The following is a 20,081-nucleotide window of genomic DNA, read 5'->3' as shown; positions in this document are numbered from 1 at the left end:
GCTGAAAGGCGGGTGTCGGCTGGAAATGGCCCGCGCCTGCAGGAACAGGCACTGAACGATGACGGAACGGGTGAAACTGAAGGTCGGACGATGGGTGGCAGGCGTGCTCGGCGCGCTGGTGATGCCGCTCGCGCTCGCGCAACCGCCGCACGGCGGTCCGGCGTTCGGCGGCTTCGGCCACGGTTTCGGCCACGGTCTCGGCGGCATTCATGCGGATGGCCAGTCGGCCGGCGGCGCGCCGGTCTGGCGCCGCGGGGCGTCTGCCCCCGGTACGCGGGCCGGCGGCGTGAGCGGCTACGGCCCGCGCTGGGGGCTGCGCCCGACGCCGTCTTACGGCCATTACGCGGCGCAGAGTCCATATCGTCCGATCAGTGCCGATTCGCGCCAGATGCCGCGCCCGCCAGGCGGCGGCAACGTCCCGCTGCGCGCGGGTTCGATCCGCGCCGACGTCGCGCGCTACAACGAAGAGCGCGGCGGCCGGCCGCTGCCGCCGCCGCGTGCGCAGGAAGAACCGTCGCGTTCGCCGTTTTTTTCCCCGTTCTACCGAAACTGAGCGCCCCGCGCGTTCGTCCCCTGCCGGCCGTGATGCGGATTCGCCACAGTCGCGCGCAGATTTCCGCTGATTTTCCCGCTGCATTGCGCTATCTTTCGCGCCCGGCACGCGTGCCTCCCGCGGCCGTCCCGTCGCGTGTTCGTCCCGCGCGGGGCCGCCGGGCCGCGCCCGGCCACGTGCCGATGCCGCGAAGTTAATGCCGCCGCTATACCCGCAATAAGTGTGCGCAATTTTGGCGGGACCCATGTTCCGTAAAGATGGCTGCGCCCCACACGACGCAAGCAATCGGCTCCTAAAACAACGCTCGCGCCACTTATCGTTCATTCGACAAAACCTGGAGATCCCATGAAAGCATTCGCTCGCCGTGCGTCGCGCACGTCCGTCAAGCTGATCGCCGCGGCCGCCTGCGTGGCGGCCGCCGCACCCGTCCACGCGCAGTCGAGCGTCTCGCTCTACGGTCAGGTCGACGAATGGGTCGGCGCGACCAAGTTCCCGGGCAGCGATCGCGCATGGAATGTGTCCGGCGGCGGGATGTCGACGTCGTACTGGGGCCTGCACGGCGCAGAGGATCTGGGCAACGGCTACAAGGCGATCTTCACGCTGGAGAGCTTCTTCCGCGCGCAAAACGGCCAGTTCGGCCGCTTCCAGGGCGACACGTTCTTCGCGCGCAACGCGTACGTCGGCGTCAGCTCGCCGTACGGCACCGTGACGGCAGGCCGCCTGACGACGCACCTGTTCCTGTCGACGATCCTGTTCAACCCGTTCTACGACTCGTACACCTTTTCGCCGATGGTGTATCACGTGTTCCTCGGGCTGGGCACGTTCCCGACCTATCCGAGCGACCAGGGTGCGGTCGGCGATTCGGGCTGGAACAACGCGGTGTCGTACACGTCGCCGTCGTTCGGTGGACTGAATTTCGCGGCGATGTACGCGCTCGGCAACACGGCAGGCGACAACCGCTCGAAAAAGTGGAGCGCGCAGTTCAACTACGCGAACGGCCCGTTCGCGGCGACCGCCGTGTACCAGTACGTGAACTTCAACAACGGCCCGCAGGACCTGAGCTCGCTCGTGACCGGCATGAAGAGCCAGGGCATCGGCCTGGTGGGCGCGACCTACGACCTGAAGTACGTAAAGCTGTTCGGCCAGTACATGTATACGAAGAACGATCAGGTCGCGGGCAGCTGGCACGTGAACACCGCGCAGGGCGGTGTGTCGGTGCCGCTCGGCGTCGGCAACGCGATGGCGTCGTATGCGTATTCGCGCGACGGCGGCGGCCTCGACCAGACGCGCCAGACCTGGGCCGTCGGCTACGACTATCCGCTGTCGAAACGCACGGACGTCTACGCCGCGTACATGAACGACCACATCAGCGGCCTGTCGAACGGCAACACGTTCGGCGCAGGCATCCGCGCGAAGTTCTGACGCCCGGTTCGGCGCCCGCGCGCGAAGCGCCGCGCGTCCCGTCTGTCCGGTTTCGCCCCGAAACGGCGCCGCTGCACGCGGCGCCGTTTTGCGTTTGTTGACCTTCTTGTTGCCGCGGCTTTGTTACCCTATCTCGTAATTGCATGATTCCCAGGAATTGCGAGCTAGTTCGATGGATACCCTCGTCAGCATGAATGTGTTTCGCTACGTCGTCGAAGTCGGCAGCTTCGTCGGCGCGGCTGAGCGCATGCAGATGTCGGCCGCGATGGCGAGCAAGCACGTGATGCATCTCGAGCAGCAGCTCGGCGCGCGGCTGCTGCATCGGACGACACGACGCGTCGCGCCGACCGAGGCGGGCCGCGAATACTACGAGCGCCTCGTGCAGGCGCTGTCGGAACTCGACGAAGCCGGACAGGCGGTCGGCGCGGCTAGCGTCGTCCCGCAGGGCCGCCTGCGCGTGACGTCGCTGTCCGCGTTCGGGCTGCGTCACGTGATGCAGGCCGTCACCGATTATGCGGGTCGGTTCCCGGACGTGACCGTCGACATGACGCTGTCCGACCGCGTGGTCGACCTGATCGAGGAGGGCTACGACGTCGCGGTGCGCGCGGCGCCGAACGGGCTCAAATCGTCGTCGCTCGTCGCGCGGCAGATCGCGACCGCGCACATTCTGCTGGTCGCGTCCCCCGAGTACCTGCAAAAGCACGGTACGCCGCAGACGATCGGCGATCTCGCGCACCACAATTACGTGCGTCGCGATTCGAATTCGACGATGCTCGACACGCTGATGATCGATGCGGCCGCCGCGTCGCGCGTGAATCTGAACGGCAACCTGATCGTGAACCATCTCGAAGGGTTGCGCGCGGCCGTGCTCGCCGGCGCCGGCATCGCACTGCTAGGCACCGAGGTGGTGGGCGACGACATCGAATCGGGCCGACTCGTGCCGGTGCTGCTGGATTCCGTGCCGCCGCACGAGGCGCCGATCTACGCGGTGTACGCGAGCCGCCGTCACGTGTCCGCGAAGGTGCGCTCGTTCGTCGATTTCCTCGCCGCGCGTTTCGAAGGGCAGTCGCTGTGCCCGTCGATCGAGGCGCGGCTGCGCGTGCTGCCGATCGCGCGGATCAAGCGCGCCTGACCCTGTTCGACCGCCCGCGGGCGGACATGAAAAAAGCGCGAGCCGTTGCGGTTCGCGCTTTTTTGTTCGGGTCGGCTTTCACGCGCGGCGCGGCGGCGGCATGACCCGCCGCCGCTGGGCCGCGATCAGCGTGCGATGCCGAGCCGCGCCTTCGCGTCGTCGTACTCGCGCTTCAGTCGTTCGACGAGCGCGCCGACGCTCGGCAGGTCGTCCATCAGGCCGACGCCCTGGCCGGCGCCCCAGATGTCCTTCCACGCCTTCGCCTTGTCGCCGCCGAAGTTCATCTTCGACTTGTCCGATTCCGGCAGCGCGTCCGGGTCGAGGCCCGCCTTCTCGATGCTCTCGCGGATGTAGTTGCCGTGCACGCCGGTGAAGAGATTCGTGTAGACGATGTCGGACGATTTCGCGTTGAGGATCGCGCGCTTGTAGTCCTCCACCGCGTGCGCTTCCTGCGTCGCGATGAAGCGCGTGCCCATGTATGCGAGGTCCGCGCCCATCGCCTGCGCGGCGAGGATCGAGCCGCCGTTCGCGATCGCGCCGGACAGCACGATCGGGCCGTCGAACATCTTGCGCACTTCGCCGACGAGCGCGAATGGCGACGTCGTGCCCGCGTGGCCACCGGCGCCGGCCGCGACGAGGATCAGCCCGTCGACGCCCGCTTCGAGCGCCTTCTGCGCATGGCGCAGGTTGATCACGTCGTGCAGCACGATGCCGCCGTAGCTGTGCACCGCGTCGACGATCTCGCGCGCCGGCGCGCGCAGGCTCGTGATGAAGATCGGCACCTTGTGCTCGACGCACACGCGCACGTCGTGCTCGAGCCGTACGTTCGACTGGTGGACGATCTGGTTGACTGCGATCGGGCCGATCACCGCGTCCGGGTGCTTGGCCTTGTGGTCGGCCAGTTCGGTCTGAATCTGCGTGAGCCACTCGTCGAGCAGCTCGGCGGGGCGGGCGTTGAGCGCGGGAAATGAGCCGACGATACCCGCCTTGCATTGCGCGAGCACGAGTTCGGGGTAACTGACGATGAACATCGGCGACGCGATGACGGGCAGCGTCAGGTTCTGCAGGACGGCGGGCAATGCCATGTGTTGTCTCCAGTCTCGAGGGCGGCCGCAGCAGGCGCGATCGCGCCGGCGCCGGCTTCATGCTTGGCGGTCGAACTTGCTTCGAGTGTAGCCGCGCGATGAAGCATTCATATTAATACGAACGGTCGTGCGATTCTACGCGAGCTTAGCAAACCTCGCGGCGTGACGACAATCGAGTGAGTGTTCTCTTTCTATGGATTCGGGCATCTGGCGCGCGCAGTGCCGGCTCGCGCGCTCCTACAATAGCCGCCATAACAAACCAACGAGAAACAAACCATGTCGTTCGACGCGTTTGCACCGTTTCGCGTGACGGTGCGCGACACCGACATCTTCGGTGTCAAAGGAGGCGCGGGGCCACCGCTTCTGCTGCTGCACGGCCATCCGCAAACCCACATGATCTGGCATCGCGTCGCCGCGACGCTTGCGAATCATTTCACCGTGATCGCGACCGACCTGCGCGGCTACGGCGCGTCGGGCAAGCCACCGAGCGACGCGAGCCACGAACCGTATTCGAAACGCGCCATGGCGGCCGACCAGGTCGCGGTGATGCGGCATTTCGGCTTCGAGCATTTCCACGTGTGCGCGCACGATCGCGGCGCGCGCGTCGCGCATCGGCTCGCACTCGATCATCCGGCGGCCGTCGAGCGGATGATGCTGCTGGACATCGCGCCCACGCTGGCGATGTACGAAAAGACCGACCGCGCGTTCGCGACCGCGTATTTCCACTGGTTCTTCCTGATCCAGCCGGCGCCGCTGCCGGAAACGCTGATCGAAGGCCGCACCGATGCGTACATCGAGCGCGTGATGGGCAACCGTTCCGCCGGGCTCGCGCCGTTTGCGCCGCACGCGCTCGCCGCGTATCGCGCGGCGCTCGCGCAGCCGGGGGCCGTGCATGCGATGTGCGAGGACTACCGCGCGTCGGCGACGATCGATCTCGAACACGATCGCGCGGATCTCGAGCGCGGCAACAAGGTCGCGTGTCCGCTGCGCGTGCTGTGGGGCGCGAACGGGATCGTCGCGCGCTGCTTCGATCCGCTCGACGAATGGCGGCGCGTTGCGCGCGACGTCAGCGGCCGCGCGCTCGATTGCGGGCACTACATTCCAGAAGAGGCGCCCGTCGCGCTGATCGACGAGCTGCTCGCGTTCTTCGACGCGCGCGACGAGGCCGCGTGAGCCTGCGGGGGGCGCGGCGCGTGGCGCGCGTCGACCGTCGGTGCGCGGGGCTCAGCGCCGCGCCGCATCGTCTTCAGCGAGCGGCGGCAGACGGCGCGGCACCGGCGTCGACTTCACGATCGCCGTGCTCGTCTCCGCGCGCTCCGTCACCTTCGACAGGATGTCGTCGAGATGCTCGATCGTCCGCAGGTACAGGCGGCAGATGAAGCAGTCCTCGCCGGTCACCTTGTCGCATTCGACGAATTCGGGAATCCGGCGCAACACCTCCTCGACGAGATGCAGCTGCCCGGGCAGCGGCTTCACGCGGACGATCGCCTGCAGCGTGTAGCCGAGCGCGCGCGGATCCAGCTCGACGGTGAAGCCCGCGATCACGCCCTGCGCTTCGAGCCGCCGCACGCGGTCGGCGGTCGCGGGCGCCGACAGCCCGATCTGCCGCGCCAGTTCGCTGGTCGCGATGCGGGCGTCGTCGGCAAGCGCCGCGAGGATCGCGCGGTCGGTCGCGTCCAGTGACGCAACGGCGGGCGGGGAAAGGCGTTTCGACATGATCGCTTTGCTTTCGAAGGTGAATCGAAGATTTCACTTCAGTTTAGGCGTGGATGCGCGGAAAGCAAGTTCCTAGAATCGAAGTCATCTTCTCTCGTCGAACGGAGTCCCTGATGGCCTCGAACGAAATCCGCCGCGGCGCTGCCGAAATGGTCGTCGCGATGATGATGTCCGGCACGATCGGCTGGCTCGTGATGTCGTCGCAGCAACCGCTCACGAACGTCGTGTTCTTCCGCTGCCTGTTCGGTGCGGCAACGCTCGCGATCGTCTGCGCGGCGCTCGGCTTGTTGCGCCGCTCGCTGTTCTCGCCGCGCATGCTCTTGCTCGCCACCCTCGGCAGCGTCGCGATCGTCGCGAACTGGCTGCTGCTGTTCGCTGCGTATTCGCGCGCGTCGATCTCGATGGCGACCGCCGTCTACAACACGCAGCCGTTCATGCTCGTCGCACTCGGCGCGATCGTGTTCCGCGAACGCATCGGCGCGTCGACGATCGCATGGCTTGCCCTGGCGTTCGTCGGGCTCGTCTGCGTCGTGCGCGTCGAGCCGGCGGTGCTGGCCGTGCCCGGCGAATATCTCGAGGGCGTCGCACTGTCGCTCGGCGCGGCGTTCCTGTATGCGGTCTCGTCGATCGTCACGAAGCATCTGAAGGGCACGCCGCCGCATCTTCTCGCGTTGCTGCAGGCCGGACTTGGCATCGTGCTGCTCGCGCCGTTCGCGCACTTCGACACGTTGCCCGCCAACGCCGCGCAGTGGCTCGATCTCGTCGTGCTCGGCGTCGTGAACACCGGACTGATGTACGTGCTGCTGTACGGCGCGATCCAGAAGCTGCCGGTCGCGATGACGGGCGCGCTGTCGTTCGTGTACCCGGTCGTCGCGATCGTCGTCGATCGCGTCGCGTTCGGGCAGACGCTCGCGTGGACGCAGGTGCTCGGCGCGCTGCTGATCCTGCTCGCGGCGGCCGGCGTGAACCTCGGGTGGCGTATCGTGCCCGCGCGTCGCGCGACGCTCGGCAACTGAAACGGTCGTGCGATTCGGCTTGCCGCTACGCGTTGCCGCTACGGGCTATCGCCAGCGTCGACGCAGCGGCCGCGGCGGGCAAGCCGCGTCCGTGCACACGTCGATCGCGCGCGAGACGGCTGTAAGAAGTTGTAGGGAAACACCCGATGCGATGCCGCTGCGTCGCTCGTATGATGCGGGCTGTGACGTTGATCACGTTCACAGGATTCCGATTTCATGCCGTTCGCCAAGCAGGCCGAACGGCATTTTTTTATGCGCCGCTCCGCGCAAGCAGCCGCCGCCGCGCATCGAGCCGCGCAAGCAGCAGGCGGCGCGCGTCGTCGTCCGACGCACGCCATCCCTTGATCTCGTCGCGCGTGCGCAGACAGCCCGCGCACCAGTCGGTACGCGGGTCGATCCTGCAGACGTCGGTGCACGGCGATGCGACCGTGCCGGCCGTTACCGGTGCGTCGCTCATGCGTCGTGGCGCAGCGCGACGTCCGTGACCGGCGCCCCGGTCAGCGCGACGAGTTCCTGCGGCGACAGGTTGAACACCGCGTGCGGGTGGCCGGCCGCCGCCCACAGGCTGTCGAGTTCGAGCAGATCGGCATCGATCAACGTGACCGGCTCGACGAGATGGCCGATCGGGCAAACGCCGCCGATTGCATAGCCGGTGTTGTCGCGCACGAACTTCGCATCCGCGCGGCCGACCGCGCCGACCTGCGCGGCGACCTTCTTCTCGTCGACGCGGTTGACGCCGCTTGCGACGACCAGCACCGGCCGGCCGTCCGATTCGCGGCGAAACAGGATCGACTTCGCGATCTGCGCGACCGAGCAGCCGAGGCCGGCCGCGGCTTCGGCTGAGGTCTTGCCGGTTTCGGCGAGCATCACGATGCCTTTCGCGTGCCCGCGTTCGCGCAGCAGCAGCGCGACGCGTCGCGCGGAATCGGGCAAAGAGTCGAATGAAGCGGGTGTCGTCATGAGAGATCCGGAAATGTTGGGGTCACGCGCAGCTCGGCGCGTCGGCCGTGCTCTGCGCTTTCGCGAGCAGTGCGCGGCCGGCGCGCGACACGTTCGCGCGGCCGATCGCGTTCGAGATGAAGTCGCCTGCGGCGACGACCTGCGCGAGGTCGATGCCGGTGTCGATGCCGAGGCCTTCCATCAGGTACAGCACGTCTTCGGTCGCGACGTTGCCGGTCGCGCCCTTCGCGTACGGGCAGCCGCCGAGGCCGGCGACCGACGCGTGGAAGATCTCGATCCCTTCGAACAGCGCCGCGTAGATGTTCGCAAGCGCCTGGCCGTAGGTGTCGTGGAAGTGGCCCGACAGCCGTTCGCGCGGGAACACGCGCGTGACGGCCGACAGCACTTCGCGCGTGCGCTTCGGCGTGCCGACGCCGATCGTGTCGGCGATGTCGATCTCGTCGCAGCCGAGCGCCGCAAAGCGCTCGACGACGTCGACGACCGATGCGACCGGCACCTCGCCCTGATACGGGCAGCCGAGCGCACAGGACACACTGCCGCGCAGTCGCAGCCCGGCATCCTTCGCGGCTTTCGCGACCGGCTCGAAGCGCGCGATGCTCTCGGCGATGCTGCAGTTGATGTTCCGCTGCGAGAACGCCTCGCTCGCCGCGCCGAAGATCACGACCTCGTCCGCGCGCGCGGCGAGCGCGTTCTCGAAGCCCTTCAGGTTCGGCGTGAGCACCGAATACACGGTGCCCGCGCGCCGTTCGATGCCTGCCATCACGTCCGCGCCGTCGGCCATCTGCGGCACCCATTTCGGCGACACGAACGACGCGGCCTCGACATTGCGGAATCCGGCGTGCGACAGGCGATCGACGAGCGCGATCTTCACGTCGGTGGGCACGAACGTCTTTTCGTTCTGCAGCCCGTCGCGCGGGCCGACTTCGACGATCTTGACGGCGGTGGGGAACGTCATGGTTGTCTCCAGTTTCGTATGGGGCGGCGATTCAGTAGCCGCGTGCGTAGTCGACGATGCCGGTAACGGGCTCGCCGCGCTCGAATGCGCGGATCTTGCCGGCGATCTGCTCGACGGCTTCGTCGCGCAACGTTTCGGCCGAACTGTGCGGCGTGATCGTGATGCGCGGTGCGTGCCAGAACGGATGGTCGGCCGGCAGCGGTTCGTGCTCGAACACGTCGAGCGTCGCGGCCGCGATCTGGCCGCTCGCGAGCGCGTCGAGCAGGTCGGCTTCGACGAGATGCGCGCCGCGCGCGACGTTCACCACGTACGCGCCCCGCGCGAGCTTCGCGAATGCGCGCGCGCACAGGATGCCGTCGGTGTCGCGCGTGCTCGGCAGCAGGTTCACGAGCACCTTCGCGCCGCCGATGCACGCGTCGAATGCGCGGTCGCCGGCGAACGTGTCGATGCCGTCGAGCCGCTTCGGGGTGCGGCTGTAGCCGCGCACCGGCAGGCCGAGCGCGGCAAGCGCCTGCGCGACCTGCGCACCGAGCACGCCGAGACCGAGCACGGCGACCGTGAAACTCGCGCGCGGATGCGGCTCGAGCACGTGCCAGCGGCGCTCGCGCTGCAGCGTCTCGTATTCGTCGAAACGGCGCAGGTAGCGCAGCACCGCGTGCGCCACGTATTCGATCATCTGCTGCGCCATCCCGGAATCCTCGAGGCGCACGAGCGGCACGTCGCGCGGCAGCGTGCCGGGGTGCGCACGCTCGAGCGCGAGCAGTGCGTCGACGCCGGCGCCGAGGTTGAAGATCGCGCGCAGCCCGTCACGCGGCGCGAACAGCTCGCGCGGCGCGCGCCACACGAGCGCGTAGTCGGCGGCGGCCGCGTCGCCCGGCTGCCATGCGCGCAGCTCGGCGTCGGGCAGCGCCTGCGCGATCGCGTCGCGCCATGCGTCGGCTTGCTGCTGCGGCGAGTAGAACAGGATCTTCATGCGTTCACTTCGCGAACAGCTGGCCGATGTCGGCGAACGCCTTGAACTCGAGCGCGTTGCCGCACGGATCGAGGAAGAACATCGTCGCCTGTTCGCCGACCTCGCCCTTGAAGCGGATGTGCGGCTCGATCACGAAGCGCGTGTGCGCGGCCTTCAGCTTGTCGGCGAGCGCGTGCCATTCGTCCATCGACAGCACGACGCCGAAATGGCGCACCGGCACGTCGTCGCCGTCGACCGGGTTCACCGCGCTCTTGCCGGTTTCGTCCGGCGCGAGATGCGCGACCAGCTGGTGGCCGAAGAAGTCGAAGTCGACCCAGTGCTCGGAGCTGCGGCCCTCGGCACAGCCGAGCAGGCCGCCGTAGAACGCTCGCGCATCCGCGAGGCTCGACACGGGGAAGGCGAGATGGAACGGGCGCAGCGCGCCGGCGGGCGTAGCGGACATCGGGCGTCTCCTGTCGATCGGAACCGGCGCGGCGGCGCGGGCCGATCCGATACATGGCAAGCGGGAAGCCCACATTCTACGGTTTCGCGGCGCGTTGCGCCGCCCGACGGCGGTGGGCGCGGCGGTGCAGGCGGCGGGGCGGCATGAGCGGCATGAGCGGCATGAGTGGCATGGGGAGCGGAAGAAGCGGAAGAAGCGGATGGCCGTCCGCTCGTGGCGGTCCACGATGGCGCCGCCGATCGGGCCGCCAGCGGCCTTCGCCCGCAAAAGCAAAGCACAAAATATTGGTTCGGCCGCCGCGCGGCGCGCGCCACAATCGAAGCTCGTCTCCAAGCAAAGCAAGCGAGGGCAATCATGCGCGCATGCAGCAAATCGGCGTGGCCGCCGCGGCTCGTGACGGTTCCGGGCCTGCACGGCAGCGAAGGCGCTCACTGGCAGACCTGGCTCGAGCGGCAGTTCCCGCGTTCGCTGCGAGTCGAACAGGCCGACTGGGACGCGCCGGATCTCGCGCGCTGGGCGCACTCCGTGTGCGCGCTGCTGGAGCGCGAGCGCGGCCCGTTCGTGCTGGCCGCGCACAGTTTCGGCTGCCTCGCGGCCGCGCATGCGCTCGCGCAGGGGCCGCTCGCGGCCGACGTCGCAGGCGTGCTGTTCGTCGCGCCGGCCAGTCCGAGGAAATTCAAGTTCGCCGGGCCGTTCGACGCGCGCCGGCTCGCGGTGCCGTCGATCGTAATCGGCAGCGAAACGGATCCGTGGATGCCGCTCGCCGATGCGCGCACGCTCGCGCAGCGGCTCGGCAGCGCGTTCGTGAACCTCGGCGACGCCGGGCACATCAACACCGCGGCCGGCTTCGGGCCGTGGCCGCGCGCGAAGTACTTCGTCGACACGCTCGTGCATTGCGCGGCGCCGCTGCGCTTTCGCGACACGGCGGATGACGACTTCGACGCCGCGCTCGTGGATCGCGCACTCGCGCACGCGATCTGATCGCCAACGATGCACGCCGCACGGCCGCTGCCGTGCGACGCCGTGCTGCCGCGCTTACGACACGGACAAGGGCCGCACCGCAGCCGGATCCGAGTAGCTCGGTCGGCCATTCTCCACGTGGCCCGCGAAACGGCGCGAGAAAGTGCCGTTCGCGCCGTCGCTCACCGTCACGTCGTACCAGTGGTGACTCGACGCCAGCGCCCACTGTTCGACGCGTTCGTCGCCGCCGTGCAGCGTGACCTGCCGCGACGGCGCGCCGTAGGCATTGTCGGTGAGCGTCAACGTCACATGACCGCTGCCGTGATTGCGCAGCTTCAGGTACAGATTGCCGTTCGCGATGTCGTAGCCCGCCTTCACTTCCGGCTGCGCCTGGTTGCGGCGCCGCGCGGTCGCGGCCGACACGTTGCCCGCGAACATGCGCACGAAACCGTTGGGCCCGTACACCGAGAACGCGTACACGCCATTCGTCTCCGTCAGGTCGAAGTCCGCATGCAGCACGCGGCGCGCGCCGACCGTGTAGCGCCACGGGCCGTCGGTTCGGTTCGTCGCGTACACGTGGAAATGCGCGCCCTGGTTGCCCCGGTTCGCGAACTCGATGCGCAGCGTGTTGCCGCCGTAGACGCTCGCGTTCACATGCAACTCATACGGCAGCGCGCGTGCGGGGCGCACGCCCGGCTCCTGCGGGTCGATCGGCGACGGCGTCGCGGGCACCGTCGGCGCCGGCTGCGACGTGCATTGCTGGTCGGCGATCGAGCGGTACTGGCTCGTATCGGGCAGCGCCGGGAACGTCGCGTCGGATGAGCGGAAGTCGAATGCGGCGGTCAGGTCGCCGCACACGGTCCGGCGCCACGGCGTGATGTTCGGCTCGTCGACGCCGAAGCGCTCGCCGATGAAGCGGATCACCGACGTGTGGTCGAACACCTGCGAGCAGACGAAGCCGCCTTTCGACCACGGCGACACGACCGTCATCGGTACGCGCGGCCCGAGGCCGTACGGGAGCCCGTCGGCGGTGTAGCTGCCGCCGCGGCCGGGGTTCACGACCGTATGCAGTTCACCGTCGGTCGTCACGGTCGATGCGCCCTGCGCGGCCGACGTCGGCGGCTGCGGCGGCACGACGTGATCGAAGAAGCCGTCGTTTTCGTCGTACATGATGAACAGCACCGTCTTCGCCCACACGTCGGGATTCGACGTCAGCGCATCGAGAATCTGCGACGTGTAGTTCGCACCGTACGCGGGCGTGTATTTCGGATGTTCGGAGAACACGGCGGGCGGCAGCAGCCACGACACCTGCGGCAGACGGTCGTTGATCACGTCGTCCTTCAGGTTGTCGAGCGTGCGCACCGTCTGCGCGCGCTGGTACAGCGACGAACCCGGCTTCGCGTTGATGAAGTTCGTGAAGTTCTGCAGGATGTTCGTGCCGTAGTTGCCGTTGTACGGATCGGCCCACGTGAGCCCCTGCTGATAGATCTGCCACGATACGCCGCGCGCCTCCAGCCGCTCCGGAAAGGTCGTCCACGACAGCAGCTGGTAGGCGGGCGGCAGGTCGCCGTCGACATAGTCCGCGTTGTCGAGCAGCGGGCCGCCGAACTTGCCGGTCGGATCGATCGTGCCCGTCATCAGGTACGCGCGGTTCGGGTGCGTCGGCCCCGGCAGCGAGCAGAAGTAGTTGTCGCACACGGTGAATGCGTCGGCGAGCGCGTAATGGAACGGAATGTCCTCGCGCACGTGATATCCCATCGTCATGTCGGTCTTGTTCGCGGGCCACTGGTCGTAGCGGCCGCCGTCGATCGCCGCATGCGTCTTCGCCCACGAATGGTCGAGCGCGCCGAGGCATTGCGCGCTGGTCGTCTTCGTGTCGAGCCGGAACGGCAGCACGGATTTCGCCGGATCTTCCTTCGACGGCTGGTACCACACCGGCTTGCCGTTCGGCAGCGGGATCGGGAAGCGGTCGTTGTAGCCGCGCACGCCGCGCAGGTGTCCGAAGTAATGGTCGAACGACCGATTTTCCTGCATGAACACGACGATGTGCTCGACATCGCGGATCGTGCCGGTGCCGCGTGCGGCGGGAATCGCGAGCGCGCGGCGAATCGACTCGGGGAATGCGTTGAGCGCGACGGCGGCGCCCGCCGACTGTGCGACGGTATGCAGGAAACGGCGGCGGCTGGATGACGTCATGTTATTTCACCTCGGTTCTGCGATGCGGGGGACGGGGACACGAACGGCGACGGCGGGATCAGTGCGACGGCGATGCGGCGACGCCGGATGCACCCGCGTTCATCGCGGGCTTCGCGTCATCGTCGTCGGGCGGGTAATGCACGACCGGCGGCGCGAGCGGGGCGGCATCGGACGCGGCGGCGTTCGCGCCGGCATCGCTGTTGAACGCGCTAGCGGAACCGGACGATGCGCGTGCCGGTTGCGATGCATCGTCCGCGTGCGCGTCGTGCGGCGCGTCGTCGCTGCAGGCGGCGACGAAGACGGTGGCACACAGAACGACGACAAGGGCAACGCGACGCATGACTTCTCTCCGGGCAGGCGAATCGGAACGTGTTCGAGTATGCCGGTGCGATGCGACGATTCGGTGAATCGTTTGCGACCGGAGCATGATCGCGAACGGCTTTCGCGAAGCTGACCGAACGCTTTCGCGGCGGCACGCACGCGCGCATGGCGGAATTTTCCAGCGATTGCAGATGACGCATGCCACGACGCGCTTGCCCGCCGCGGTCGCGCACCGCATCGCGGTGCACGCGTGGCGCGCGCCGCCGCGCCAGCAATCGGCAATCGTTGACCGACACACCGTCCGCAGCACGGAAAAAGCGGGCGTTTTTGCCGCTCCGTCAGCGCGCGGACAGCGAGCCGCCAGCATGGCGACATGCCGCCGCAAGGAACCGCTGCGCGCCCCCGGGGCGTCGCCCGTTCGCACCCCGTATCGTTGCCGGCTTCGCGAGCGCGCGCTGCGCCGCGCGGGCGCGGCACCGGAATTGCTCGCTGCGCCGACGCGCGTGTCGCCCCGCGCGGCCATCCGCGCTTGGGCGATGCATCCGCGTCCGTCACATCATGGAGCGAGCAGAAGTCATGTCCAGCGATCGATCCGATTCTCCCTCTGCCGAGCCCGCGCGTGACGCCGGCGTGCCGGCGTCCACTCGTGAGTGGTCAACTGCGCTGCCGATGTCGCACGATACGCCGTCGAGTGCCGCGCGGCGCCGCTTTCTGCAATCCGCGGCTGCGGCCGCGACGGTTGGCGCCGCCGCCCCTCACGTTCATCCGCAACCCGCGCACGCGGCAGCGGCGCCGGCCGTTGCGCATCGCGATGCGGCGCCCGCGCAACCGGTTCATCTCGACATCAACGGGCGCGCATACACGCTGCAGCTCGAGCCGCGCGTCACGTTGCTCGACGCGTTACGCGAATACGCGGGGCTCACCGGCACGAAGAAGGGCTGCGACCGCGGGCAGTGCGGCGCGTGCACGGTGCTCGTGGACGGGCGGCGCATCAACGCGTGCCTGACACTCGCGGTGATGCACGAAGGCCAGCGGATCACGACGGTCGAAGGGCTCGCAAGCGACGGCGAGTTGAGCCCCGTACAGCGCGCGTTCGTCGAATACGATGCGTTCCAGTGCGGCTACTGCACGCCCGGCCAGCTGTGCTCCGCGACTGCGCTGCTCGACGAGTTCTCGTCGGGCGCGGCGAGCGCCGTCACCGCCGACGTGCGGCAGCGCCCCGCGCAACTGTCGGACGACGAAATTCGCGAACGCATGAGCGGCAATCTGTGCCGCTGCGGCGCGTACTCGAACATCGTCGCCGCCGTGCGCGCCGCGCACGCGGCGCACGGCTAGCCGACGGAGGCACCGCAATGGAAGCGATCTCCTACGAACGTGCAACCGATGTCGCCGCCGCCGTGCGCGCGGCCCAGCGGCCGGGCACCGCGTTCATCGGCGGCGGCACGAACCTGCTCGACCTGATGAAGGGCGGCGTCGCGCGGCCGGTCGCGCTGATCGACATCACGCGCATCGCGGGGCTCGATACGGTCGACGCGCTGCCCGGCGGCGGACTGCGTATCGGCGCGCTCGTGCGCAACAGCGATGCGGCCGACCATCCGCGCATCCGTGCCGACTATCCGCTGCTGTCGCAGGCGCTGCTTGCCGGCGCGTCCGCGCAATTGCGCAACATGGCGACCGTCGGCGGCAACCTGATGCAGCGCACGCGCTGCCCGTACTTCTACGATCCGGCGTTCGCGCAATGCAACAAGCGCGCGCCCGGCAGCGGCTGCGCGGCGATCGGCGGCCACAACCGGATGCACGCGATACTCGGCGCGAGCGCGCAGTGCGTGGCGGTGAACCCGTCGGACATGAGCGTCGCGCTCGCGGCGCTCGACGCGGTCGTGCAGGTGAGCGGGCCGCGCGGCACGCGGCAGATTCCGTTCGCGTCGTTTCATCGGCTGCCGGGCGACCGACCCGATCTCGACACGACGCTCGAGCCGGGCGAACTGATCACCGCGGTCGATCTGCCGCCGCCGCGCTTCGCGGACCATGCGCATTACGTGAAGGTGCGCGACCGCGCGAGCTACGCGTTTGCATTGGTATCGGCGGCCGCCGCGTTGCGGATGGACGGCGCACGCGTCGCCGATGCGCGGATCGCGCTCGGCGGTGTCGCGCACAAGCCGCTGCGCGCGATCGACGCGGAGCGGCATCTCGTCGGGCACACGTTGAGCGATGCGACGCTGCATGAAGCGGCGGCGCTCGCGTTGCGCGATGCGCGGCCGCTCGACGGCAATGGCTTCAAAGTCGCGCTCGCGCAGCGCGCGATCGTGCGTGCGGTGAGCGCCGCTGCCGCAACCGCGGGAGGTGTTGCATGAACACGCTGACCGGACAACCGCTCGATCGTGTCGACGGCGTACTGAAGGTGACGGGCGGCGCGCATTATGCGGCCGAATTTCCCGATGCACGGCTGGCGCATGCGGTACTCGTCACGAGCACGATCGCCTCGGGGCGGATCGAGTCGATCGACGCGGCGCGTGGGCGCGCGATGCCCGGCGTGCTGCTCGTGATGACGCACGAGAACGCGATGCGGCTGCCCAACGGCGGGCGGCCGCCGCTGGCGCCGCCCGCGGGGCGCCGGCTCACGCTGCTGCAGGACGACGCGGTGCGCTACAGCAACGAGCCCGTCGCGGTCGTCGTTGCCGAGACGCTCGAGCAGGCAACCGATGCCGCGAACGCCGTGCGGGTGCGTTATCGCACGCGCGATGCGGCGCTCGATTTCGCGCGCGAGAAGCCTGGCGCGCGGGTGCCGCCGAAGCAGCAGGGGCGCCCGATGGACACGCAGCGCGGCGACGTCGACGCGGGGCTGCGCGAAGGCGCGGTGCACGTCGATGCAACGTACACGACACCGATGCAGCACCACAACCCGATCGAGCCGCACGCGACGATGGCGCGCTGGGACGGCCCGACGCTTACGCTGCACGACGCGACGCAGGGCGTGTCGGGCGCGAGCACGGCCGTGGCGGCCGTATTCGGCATCGCGCCCGAGCAGGTGCGCGTGATTTCGCCGTTTCTCGGCGGCGGCTTCGGCTGCAAGGGCTCGTCGTGGTCGCACGTGTCGCTGTGCGCGATGGCTGCGAAGCAGACGGGGCGGCCCGTGCGGCTCGCACTCACGCGGCCGCAGATGTTCGGCCCGGTCGGCGGACGGCCGTTCACCGAGCAGCGCGTCGTGCTCGCCGCGCGCCGCGACGGCACGCTGACCGCGATGCGCCACGACTCGATCGTCACCACGTCGACGTTCGAGGACTGGACGGAGATGTGCGGGATGCCGTCGCGGATCATGTATGCGGTGCCGAACCACGCGACCACGCACCGGATCGTGTCGCTGAACGTCGGCACGCCGACGTTCATGCGCGCGCCCGGCGAGGCGTCCGGCTCGTTCGCGCTCGAGTCGGCGATGGACGAGCTCGCGTGGCAGCTCGGGATGGATCCGGTCGAGCTGCGGCTCGCGAATTATGCGCAAGTCGATCCACAGGACGGCAAGCCGTGGTCGAGCAACGAGCTGCGCGAATGCTACCGCGTCGGCGCGCAGCGTTTCGGCTGGTCGCGGCGCACCGGTGCGCCGCGCACGATGCGTGACGGCCACACGCTGGTGGGCCTCGGGATGGCCGCCGCGACGTATCCCGCGAACCGCAGCGAGGCATCGGCGCGGGCGCGCATCCTGCCGGACGGCACGGCCGAAGTCGCGTCGGGCACGCAGGACATCGGCACCGGAACCTATACGGTGATGACGCAGGTCGCGGCCGACGCGCTCGGCTTCCCGCCGCAACGCGTGCGCTTTTCGCTCGGCGATTCGAGCCTCCCGCGCGCGCCGGTATCGGGCGGGTCGCAGTCGGCGGCGAGCGTGGCGCCGGCCGTGCGCGAAGCCGCGCTGCAGGCGCGCGCGAAGCTGATCGCGCTCGCGATCGCGGACCCGGGCTCGCCGCTGCACGGCGCCGCGGCCGGCGACGTGACAGTCGACGACGGCTGGGTCGTGCATCGCGGCGACCCGGCGCGGCGCGATCCAGCCGCCGCGGTGATCGCGCGTGCGGGCGGACAGCCGGTCGACGCGCAGGCGACGACGAAGCCGGGCGACGAGAAGTCGCGCTATGCGTCCCATTCGTTCGGTGCGGTGTTCGCGGAAGTGCACGTGGATGCCGAGCTCGGCACGATCCGCGTGCCGCGTATCGTCGGCGTGTACAGCGTCGGCCGGCTGCTCAATGCGAAGACCGCGCGCAGCCAATTGATCGGCGGGATGGTGTGGGGGCTGGGCACAGCGCTCCAGGAAGGCTCGCATCTCGACGTGCGGCACGGCCGCTTCACGAACGCGAACCTCGCCGAATATCACGTGCCCGTGAACGCGGATATCGGCGAGCTCGACGTGAGCTTCGTCGACGAAAACGACACGCGCTTCAACCCGCTCGGCATCCGCGGGATCGGCGAGATCGGCATTACCGGCGTGCCGGCCGCGATCGCCAACGCCGTCTATCACGCAACCGGCGTGCGCGTGCGCGATCTGCCGATCACGCTCGACAAGGTCGTGCTGCCGACGCGCGCGTGAACGCCGGCGGCCGGCGTCAGCGGCGCGGCGTCCTGCGGCGCACTTCGCTGCGCAGCCAGTCGAGCCACGTGCGGATCGCCGCTTCGCGCGGATGATCGGGGCGCCACACGACGTAATGCGCATACACGTCGGTGATGCGCACCGTCGACACGCGCACGAGCGTGCCGGCCGCGAGTTCCGGTTCGATCAGCGAGCGGCGCGCGAGCGCGACGCCGCGCCCGTTCAGCGCCGCATCGATCAGCGCGTTCGCGTCGGCGAAGCGCGGCGCACGCGCCGATTCGGTAAGGTCGAGCCGCGCGGCCTGGAACCACGGCTCCCACGGCTGCGCGGGATGGCGCAGCAGCGTCGCGCGCACGAGATCCGCCGGCGTTCGCGGTGCGATGCCGTCGCGATTGCGGTACGCGGGGCTCGCGACCGGAAACACCGTCTCGTTCATCAGCTTTTCGGCGACGACGCCCGGCCACGTGCCGGGGCCGTAGCGCAGCGCGACGTCGATGCGGTCGCGCTTGCGCAGCGGCGCGAGCGCGGCGTCCGGGTGCAACACGATCGCGATGTGCGGATGCGCGGCCGTGAAGCGCGGCAGGCGCGGCGCGAGCCAGCGCTCGGCGACGCTCGGCAGCACGCTGACGTTCAGCGTGACGTCGCATGCGCGCGGCTTGCGCTCCGCCAACGCCGGTTCGAACGCACGTTCGAGCACGCTCAGCCCCTGGCGCACCTGCAGCACGAGCGCATGCGCGGCATGCGTCGGCGTCGCGCCGCTGCGTTCGCGCGTGAACAGCGGATAGCCGAGCTGCGCTTCCAGCGTGCGGATGTGCTGGCTGACCGCGCCCTGCGTGACTGCCAGTTCGTCGGCCGCACGCGTGAAGCTCTGCAGCCGAACGGCGGCTTCGAACGCGCGCAGCGTCTGCAGCGGAGGAAGATGAATGCGTCGCATCGCGCATTAGTACCACTAATGCCCGAGCACGACAATTCATCGTTTGCTGCCGCGGCGCGCGCGTTCCTACACTCGGTTCCGTCTTTCAACAGGCCCGCGGGGGCAACGCCATCATGAACGCATATCGTCTCTATCTGTCGCCGGGCGCGTGTTCGCTCGCCGTTCACATCGCGCTCGAGGAAACCGGCGCGCCGTTCGACGTCGAAATCGTGTCCGTGCGCGAGCAGCAGAACCTCGACGCGCGCTATCTCGCGATCAACCCCAAGGCTCGCGTGCCCGTACTCGCGATTCCCGGCGAGCCGCGCGTACTGACCGAAACGCCCGCGATCCTCACCTATCTCGCCCGTCGCCATCCGGACGCGCAGCTGCTGCCGCTCGACGATCCGCTGCGCGAGGCGCGCTGCCACGAATGGCTCGCGTGGCTGGTCGGCTGGGTGCACGGAGTCGGCTACGGCGCGCTGTGGCGTCCCGGGCGCTTCGTCGGCGACCCCGCGCTGCACGGCGCGATCAGCGCGCACGGGCGCGGCGTGATCGACGCCGCGAACGCGACGATCGAAGCGTCGCTCGCCGACGGACGCACGTGGGCCGAGCCGAGCGGCCATTCGATCGTCGATCCGTTCCTGCTCGTGCTGTATCGCTGGGGCGTCGCGATCGGGCTCGACATGACGCGCCACCCTGCATGGACCGCGCATGCGCAGCGCGAGGCCGAGCGTCCTGCGGCCCGGCGCGCGCTCACTCGCGAGCGCGGCTGACGCCGCGTCGCACGGGCGGCCGTGTGCCCGCCCGTTTGGTTCCACTGAAGAAGTTCGGACGTGTCCAATTGCCATCGTGTGCCCAATC

20 protein-coding genes are annotated in these 20,081 nt (G+C 69.0%); 10 read left to right on the top strand and 10 right to left on the bottom strand.

What is annotated here, in order from left to right; genetic code table 11:
• Positions 1-58 precede the first annotated feature (58 nt).
• From KDW55_RS07930 to KDW55_RS07920, 3 genes are all read left to right on the top strand, one after another.
• The gene (locus KDW55_RS07930; protein WP_069241827.1) at positions 59-553 is read left to right on the top strand and encodes a peptide-binding protein; all 495 of its coding nucleotides are present in this window, start codon (positions 59-61) and stop codon (positions 551-553) included.
• A 345-nt stretch (positions 554-898) separates the two neighbouring features.
• On the top strand, positions 899-1,975 hold the full coding sequence (locus KDW55_RS07925; protein WP_040142314.1) for a porin: 1,077 nt from the start codon (positions 899-901) through the stop codon (positions 1,973-1,975).
• A gap of 172 nt (positions 1,976-2,147) precedes the next feature.
• The gene (locus tag KDW55_RS07920; protein WP_040142312.1) at positions 2,148-3,107 is read left to right on the top strand and encodes a LysR family transcriptional regulator; all 960 of its coding nucleotides are present in this window, start codon (positions 2,148-2,150) and stop codon (positions 3,105-3,107) included.
• A gap of 125 nt (positions 3,108-3,232) precedes the next feature.
• On the opposite strand, the gene KDW55_RS07915 is transcribed toward KDW55_RS07920, so the two are convergent.
• Entirely contained in the window at positions 3,233-4,192 is a 960-nt protein-coding gene (locus KDW55_RS07915; protein ID WP_040142310.1) for a nitronate monooxygenase family protein, read from the bottom strand.
• Positions 4,193-4,468: 276 nt separating this feature from the next.
• Between KDW55_RS07915 and KDW55_RS07910 the strand changes: the two genes are divergently transcribed.
• Positions 4,469-5,365 (top strand): alpha/beta hydrolase, encoded by an 897-nt coding sequence (locus KDW55_RS07910; RefSeq protein WP_069241825.1) that lies wholly within the window; start codon positions 4,469-4,471, stop codon positions 5,363-5,365.
• Between the two features lie 51 nt (positions 5,366-5,416).
• On the opposite strand, the gene KDW55_RS07905 is transcribed toward KDW55_RS07910, so the two are convergent.
• Complete coding sequence (locus KDW55_RS07905; RefSeq protein WP_059544617.1) at positions 5,417-5,908, bottom strand: Lrp/AsnC family transcriptional regulator; 492 nt, start codon at positions 5,906-5,908, stop codon at positions 5,417-5,419.
• A gap of 113 nt (positions 5,909-6,021) precedes the next feature.
• On the opposite strand from KDW55_RS07905, the gene KDW55_RS07900 reads away from it, so the two are divergent.
• Positions 6,022-6,924: a DMT family transporter gene (locus KDW55_RS07900; protein ID WP_059544619.1), complete on the top strand. Its 903-nt coding sequence runs from the start codon at positions 6,022-6,024 to the stop codon at positions 6,922-6,924.
• Between the two features lie 250 nt (positions 6,925-7,174).
• Here the strand turns inward: KDW55_RS07900 and KDW55_RS07895 are convergent, their stop codons facing one another.
• Genes KDW55_RS07895 through KDW55_RS07875 form a run of 5 tightly spaced genes read right to left on the bottom strand, consistent with a single transcriptional unit; the run spans position 7,175 to position 10,254 of the window.
• Entirely contained in the window at positions 7,175-7,381 is a 207-nt protein-coding gene (locus tag KDW55_RS07895; protein WP_040142302.1) for a DUF1289 domain-containing protein, read from the bottom strand.
• Positions 7,378-7,884, bottom strand: a complete 507-nt coding sequence (locus KDW55_RS07890) for a YbaK/EbsC family protein (protein WP_040142300.1) — start codon at positions 7,882-7,884, stop codon at positions 7,378-7,380. The genes KDW55_RS07895 and KDW55_RS07890 overlap by 4 nt, the downstream gene beginning before the upstream one ends.
• Before the next feature lie 22 nt (positions 7,885-7,906).
• Positions 7,907-8,839: a hydroxymethylglutaryl-CoA lyase gene (locus tag KDW55_RS07885; protein WP_040142298.1), complete on the bottom strand. Its 933-nt coding sequence runs from the start codon at positions 8,837-8,839 to the stop codon at positions 7,907-7,909.
• Between the two features lie 31 nt (positions 8,840-8,870).
• Positions 8,871-9,812, bottom strand: a complete 942-nt coding sequence (locus KDW55_RS07880; RefSeq protein ID WP_040142297.1) for a glyoxylate/hydroxypyruvate reductase A — start codon at positions 9,810-9,812, stop codon at positions 8,871-8,873.
• Positions 9,813-9,816: 4 nt separating this feature from the next.
• Positions 9,817-10,254 carry a VOC family protein gene (locus tag KDW55_RS07875; RefSeq protein WP_040142294.1) on the bottom strand — a complete coding sequence of 146 codons (438 nt, stop codon included), beginning with the start codon at positions 10,252-10,254 and terminating at the stop codon, positions 9,817-9,819.
• 354 nt (positions 10,255-10,608) lie between these two features.
• Between KDW55_RS07875 and KDW55_RS07870 the strand changes: the two genes are divergently transcribed.
• Entirely contained in the window at positions 10,609-11,235 is a 627-nt protein-coding gene (locus KDW55_RS07870) for an alpha/beta hydrolase (RefSeq protein WP_069241823.1), read from the top strand.
• Between the two features lie 54 nt (positions 11,236-11,289).
• On the opposite strand, the gene KDW55_RS07865 is transcribed toward KDW55_RS07870, so the two are convergent.
• Both KDW55_RS07865 and KDW55_RS07860 read right to left on the bottom strand, forming a co-directional pair.
• Positions 11,290-13,410 (bottom strand): phospholipase C, phosphocholine-specific, encoded by a 2,121-nt coding sequence (locus tag KDW55_RS07865; protein ID WP_069241822.1) that lies wholly within the window; start codon positions 13,408-13,410, stop codon positions 11,290-11,292.
• A 58-nt stretch (positions 13,411-13,468) separates the two neighbouring features.
• Positions 13,469-13,750 carry a hypothetical protein gene (locus KDW55_RS07860; RefSeq protein ID WP_212160808.1) on the bottom strand — a complete coding sequence of 94 codons (282 nt, stop codon included), beginning with the start codon at positions 13,748-13,750 and terminating at the stop codon, positions 13,469-13,471.
• A gap of 557 nt (positions 13,751-14,307) precedes the next feature.
• Here KDW55_RS07860 and KDW55_RS07855 point away from each other — a divergent pair.
• The 3 genes from KDW55_RS07855 to KDW55_RS07845 are packed head-to-tail and all read left to right on the top strand — an operon-like array spanning position 14,308 to position 18,307.
• Positions 14,308-15,066 (top strand): 2Fe-2S iron-sulfur cluster-binding protein, encoded by a 759-nt coding sequence (locus KDW55_RS07855; protein ID WP_040144814.1) that lies wholly within the window; start codon positions 14,308-14,310, stop codon positions 15,064-15,066.
• A 17-nt stretch (positions 15,067-15,083) separates the two neighbouring features.
• Positions 15,084-16,085, top strand: coding sequence for a xanthine dehydrogenase family protein subunit M (locus KDW55_RS07850; protein WP_040144813.1), 1,002 nt, complete (start codon positions 15,084-15,086; stop codon positions 16,083-16,085).
• Positions 16,082-18,307: a xanthine dehydrogenase family protein molybdopterin-binding subunit gene (locus KDW55_RS07845; protein ID WP_212160809.1), complete on the top strand. Its 2,226-nt coding sequence runs from the start codon at positions 16,082-16,084 to the stop codon at positions 18,305-18,307. The genes KDW55_RS07850 and KDW55_RS07845 overlap by 4 nt, the downstream gene beginning before the upstream one ends.
• Before the next feature lie 16 nt (positions 18,308-18,323).
• On the opposite strand, the gene KDW55_RS07840 is transcribed toward KDW55_RS07845, so the two are convergent.
• A complete protein-coding gene (locus tag KDW55_RS07840; RefSeq protein ID WP_212160810.1) occupies positions 18,324-19,241 on the bottom strand; it encodes a LysR substrate-binding domain-containing protein in 918 nt (305 codons plus the stop codon).
• Positions 19,242-19,354: 113 nt separating this feature from the next.
• On the opposite strand from KDW55_RS07840, the gene KDW55_RS07835 reads away from it, so the two are divergent.
• Positions 19,355-19,993, top strand: coding sequence for a glutathione S-transferase N-terminal domain-containing protein (locus KDW55_RS07835; protein ID WP_069241817.1), 639 nt, complete (start codon positions 19,355-19,357; stop codon positions 19,991-19,993).
• Positions 19,994-20,081: the final 88 nt, after the last annotated feature.

This window comes from Burkholderia sp. AU19243, from assembly GCF_018148075.1.
GTDB classification, from domain to species: Bacteria; Pseudomonadota; Gammaproteobacteria; order Burkholderiales; family Burkholderiaceae; genus Burkholderia; species Burkholderia latens_A.
The sequence above is the reverse complement of the archived record's forward strand: the minus strand, read 5'-3'. Positions and strand labels throughout refer to the sequence as shown.

Bases quoted from the DNA above. Each gene is read 5' to 3' on its own strand.
- KDW55_RS07930 (WP_069241827.1), top strand. From the start codon at position 59: ATGACGGAACGGGTGAAACTGAAGGTCGGACGATGGGTGGCAGGCGTG.
- KDW55_RS07925 (WP_040142314.1), top strand. From the start codon at position 899: ATGAAAGCATTCGCTCGCCGTGCGTCGCGCACGTCCGTCAAGCTGATC.
- KDW55_RS07920 (WP_040142312.1), top strand. From the start codon at position 2,148: ATGGATACCCTCGTCAGCATGAATGTGTTTCGCTACGTCGTCGAAGTC.
- KDW55_RS07915 (WP_040142310.1), bottom strand. From the start codon at position 4,192: ATGGCATTGCCCGCCGTCCTGCAGAACCTGACGCTGCCCGTCATCGCG.
- KDW55_RS07910 (WP_069241825.1), top strand. From the start codon at position 4,469: ATGTCGTTCGACGCGTTTGCACCGTTTCGCGTGACGGTGCGCGACACC.
- KDW55_RS07905 (WP_059544617.1), bottom strand. From the start codon at position 5,908: ATGTCGAAACGCCTTTCCCCGCCCGCCGTTGCGTCACTGGACGCGACC.
- KDW55_RS07900 (WP_059544619.1), top strand. From the start codon at position 6,022: ATGGCCTCGAACGAAATCCGCCGCGGCGCTGCCGAAATGGTCGTCGCG.
- KDW55_RS07895 (WP_040142302.1), bottom strand. From the start codon at position 7,381: ATGAGCGACGCACCGGTAACGGCCGGCACGGTCGCATCGCCGTGCACC.
- KDW55_RS07890 (WP_040142300.1), bottom strand. From the start codon at position 7,884: ATGACGACACCCGCTTCATTCGACTCTTTGCCCGATTCCGCGCGACGC.
- KDW55_RS07885 (WP_040142298.1), bottom strand. From the start codon at position 8,839: ATGACGTTCCCCACCGCCGTCAAGATCGTCGAAGTCGGCCCGCGCGAC.
- KDW55_RS07880 (WP_040142297.1), bottom strand. From the start codon at position 9,812: ATGAAGATCCTGTTCTACTCGCCGCAGCAGCAAGCCGACGCATGGCGC.
- KDW55_RS07875 (WP_040142294.1), bottom strand. From the start codon at position 10,254: ATGTCCGCTACGCCCGCCGGCGCGCTGCGCCCGTTCCATCTCGCCTTC.
- KDW55_RS07870 (WP_069241823.1), top strand. From the start codon at position 10,609: ATGCGCGCATGCAGCAAATCGGCGTGGCCGCCGCGGCTCGTGACGGTT.
- KDW55_RS07865 (WP_069241822.1), bottom strand. From the start codon at position 13,410: ATGACGTCATCCAGCCGCCGCCGTTTCCTGCATACCGTCGCACAGTCG.
- KDW55_RS07860 (WP_212160808.1), bottom strand. From the start codon at position 13,750: ATGCGTCGCGTTGCCCTTGTCGTCGTTCTGTGTGCCACCGTCTTCGTC.
- KDW55_RS07855 (WP_040144814.1), top strand. From the start codon at position 14,308: ATGTCCAGCGATCGATCCGATTCTCCCTCTGCCGAGCCCGCGCGTGAC.
- KDW55_RS07850 (WP_040144813.1), top strand. From the start codon at position 15,084: ATGGAAGCGATCTCCTACGAACGTGCAACCGATGTCGCCGCCGCCGTG.
- KDW55_RS07845 (WP_212160809.1), top strand. From the start codon at position 16,082: ATGAACACGCTGACCGGACAACCGCTCGATCGTGTCGACGGCGTACTG.
- KDW55_RS07840 (WP_212160810.1), bottom strand. From the start codon at position 19,241: ATGCGACGCATTCATCTTCCTCCGCTGCAGACGCTGCGCGCGTTCGAA.
- KDW55_RS07835 (WP_069241817.1), top strand. From the start codon at position 19,355: ATGAACGCATATCGTCTCTATCTGTCGCCGGGCGCGTGTTCGCTCGCC.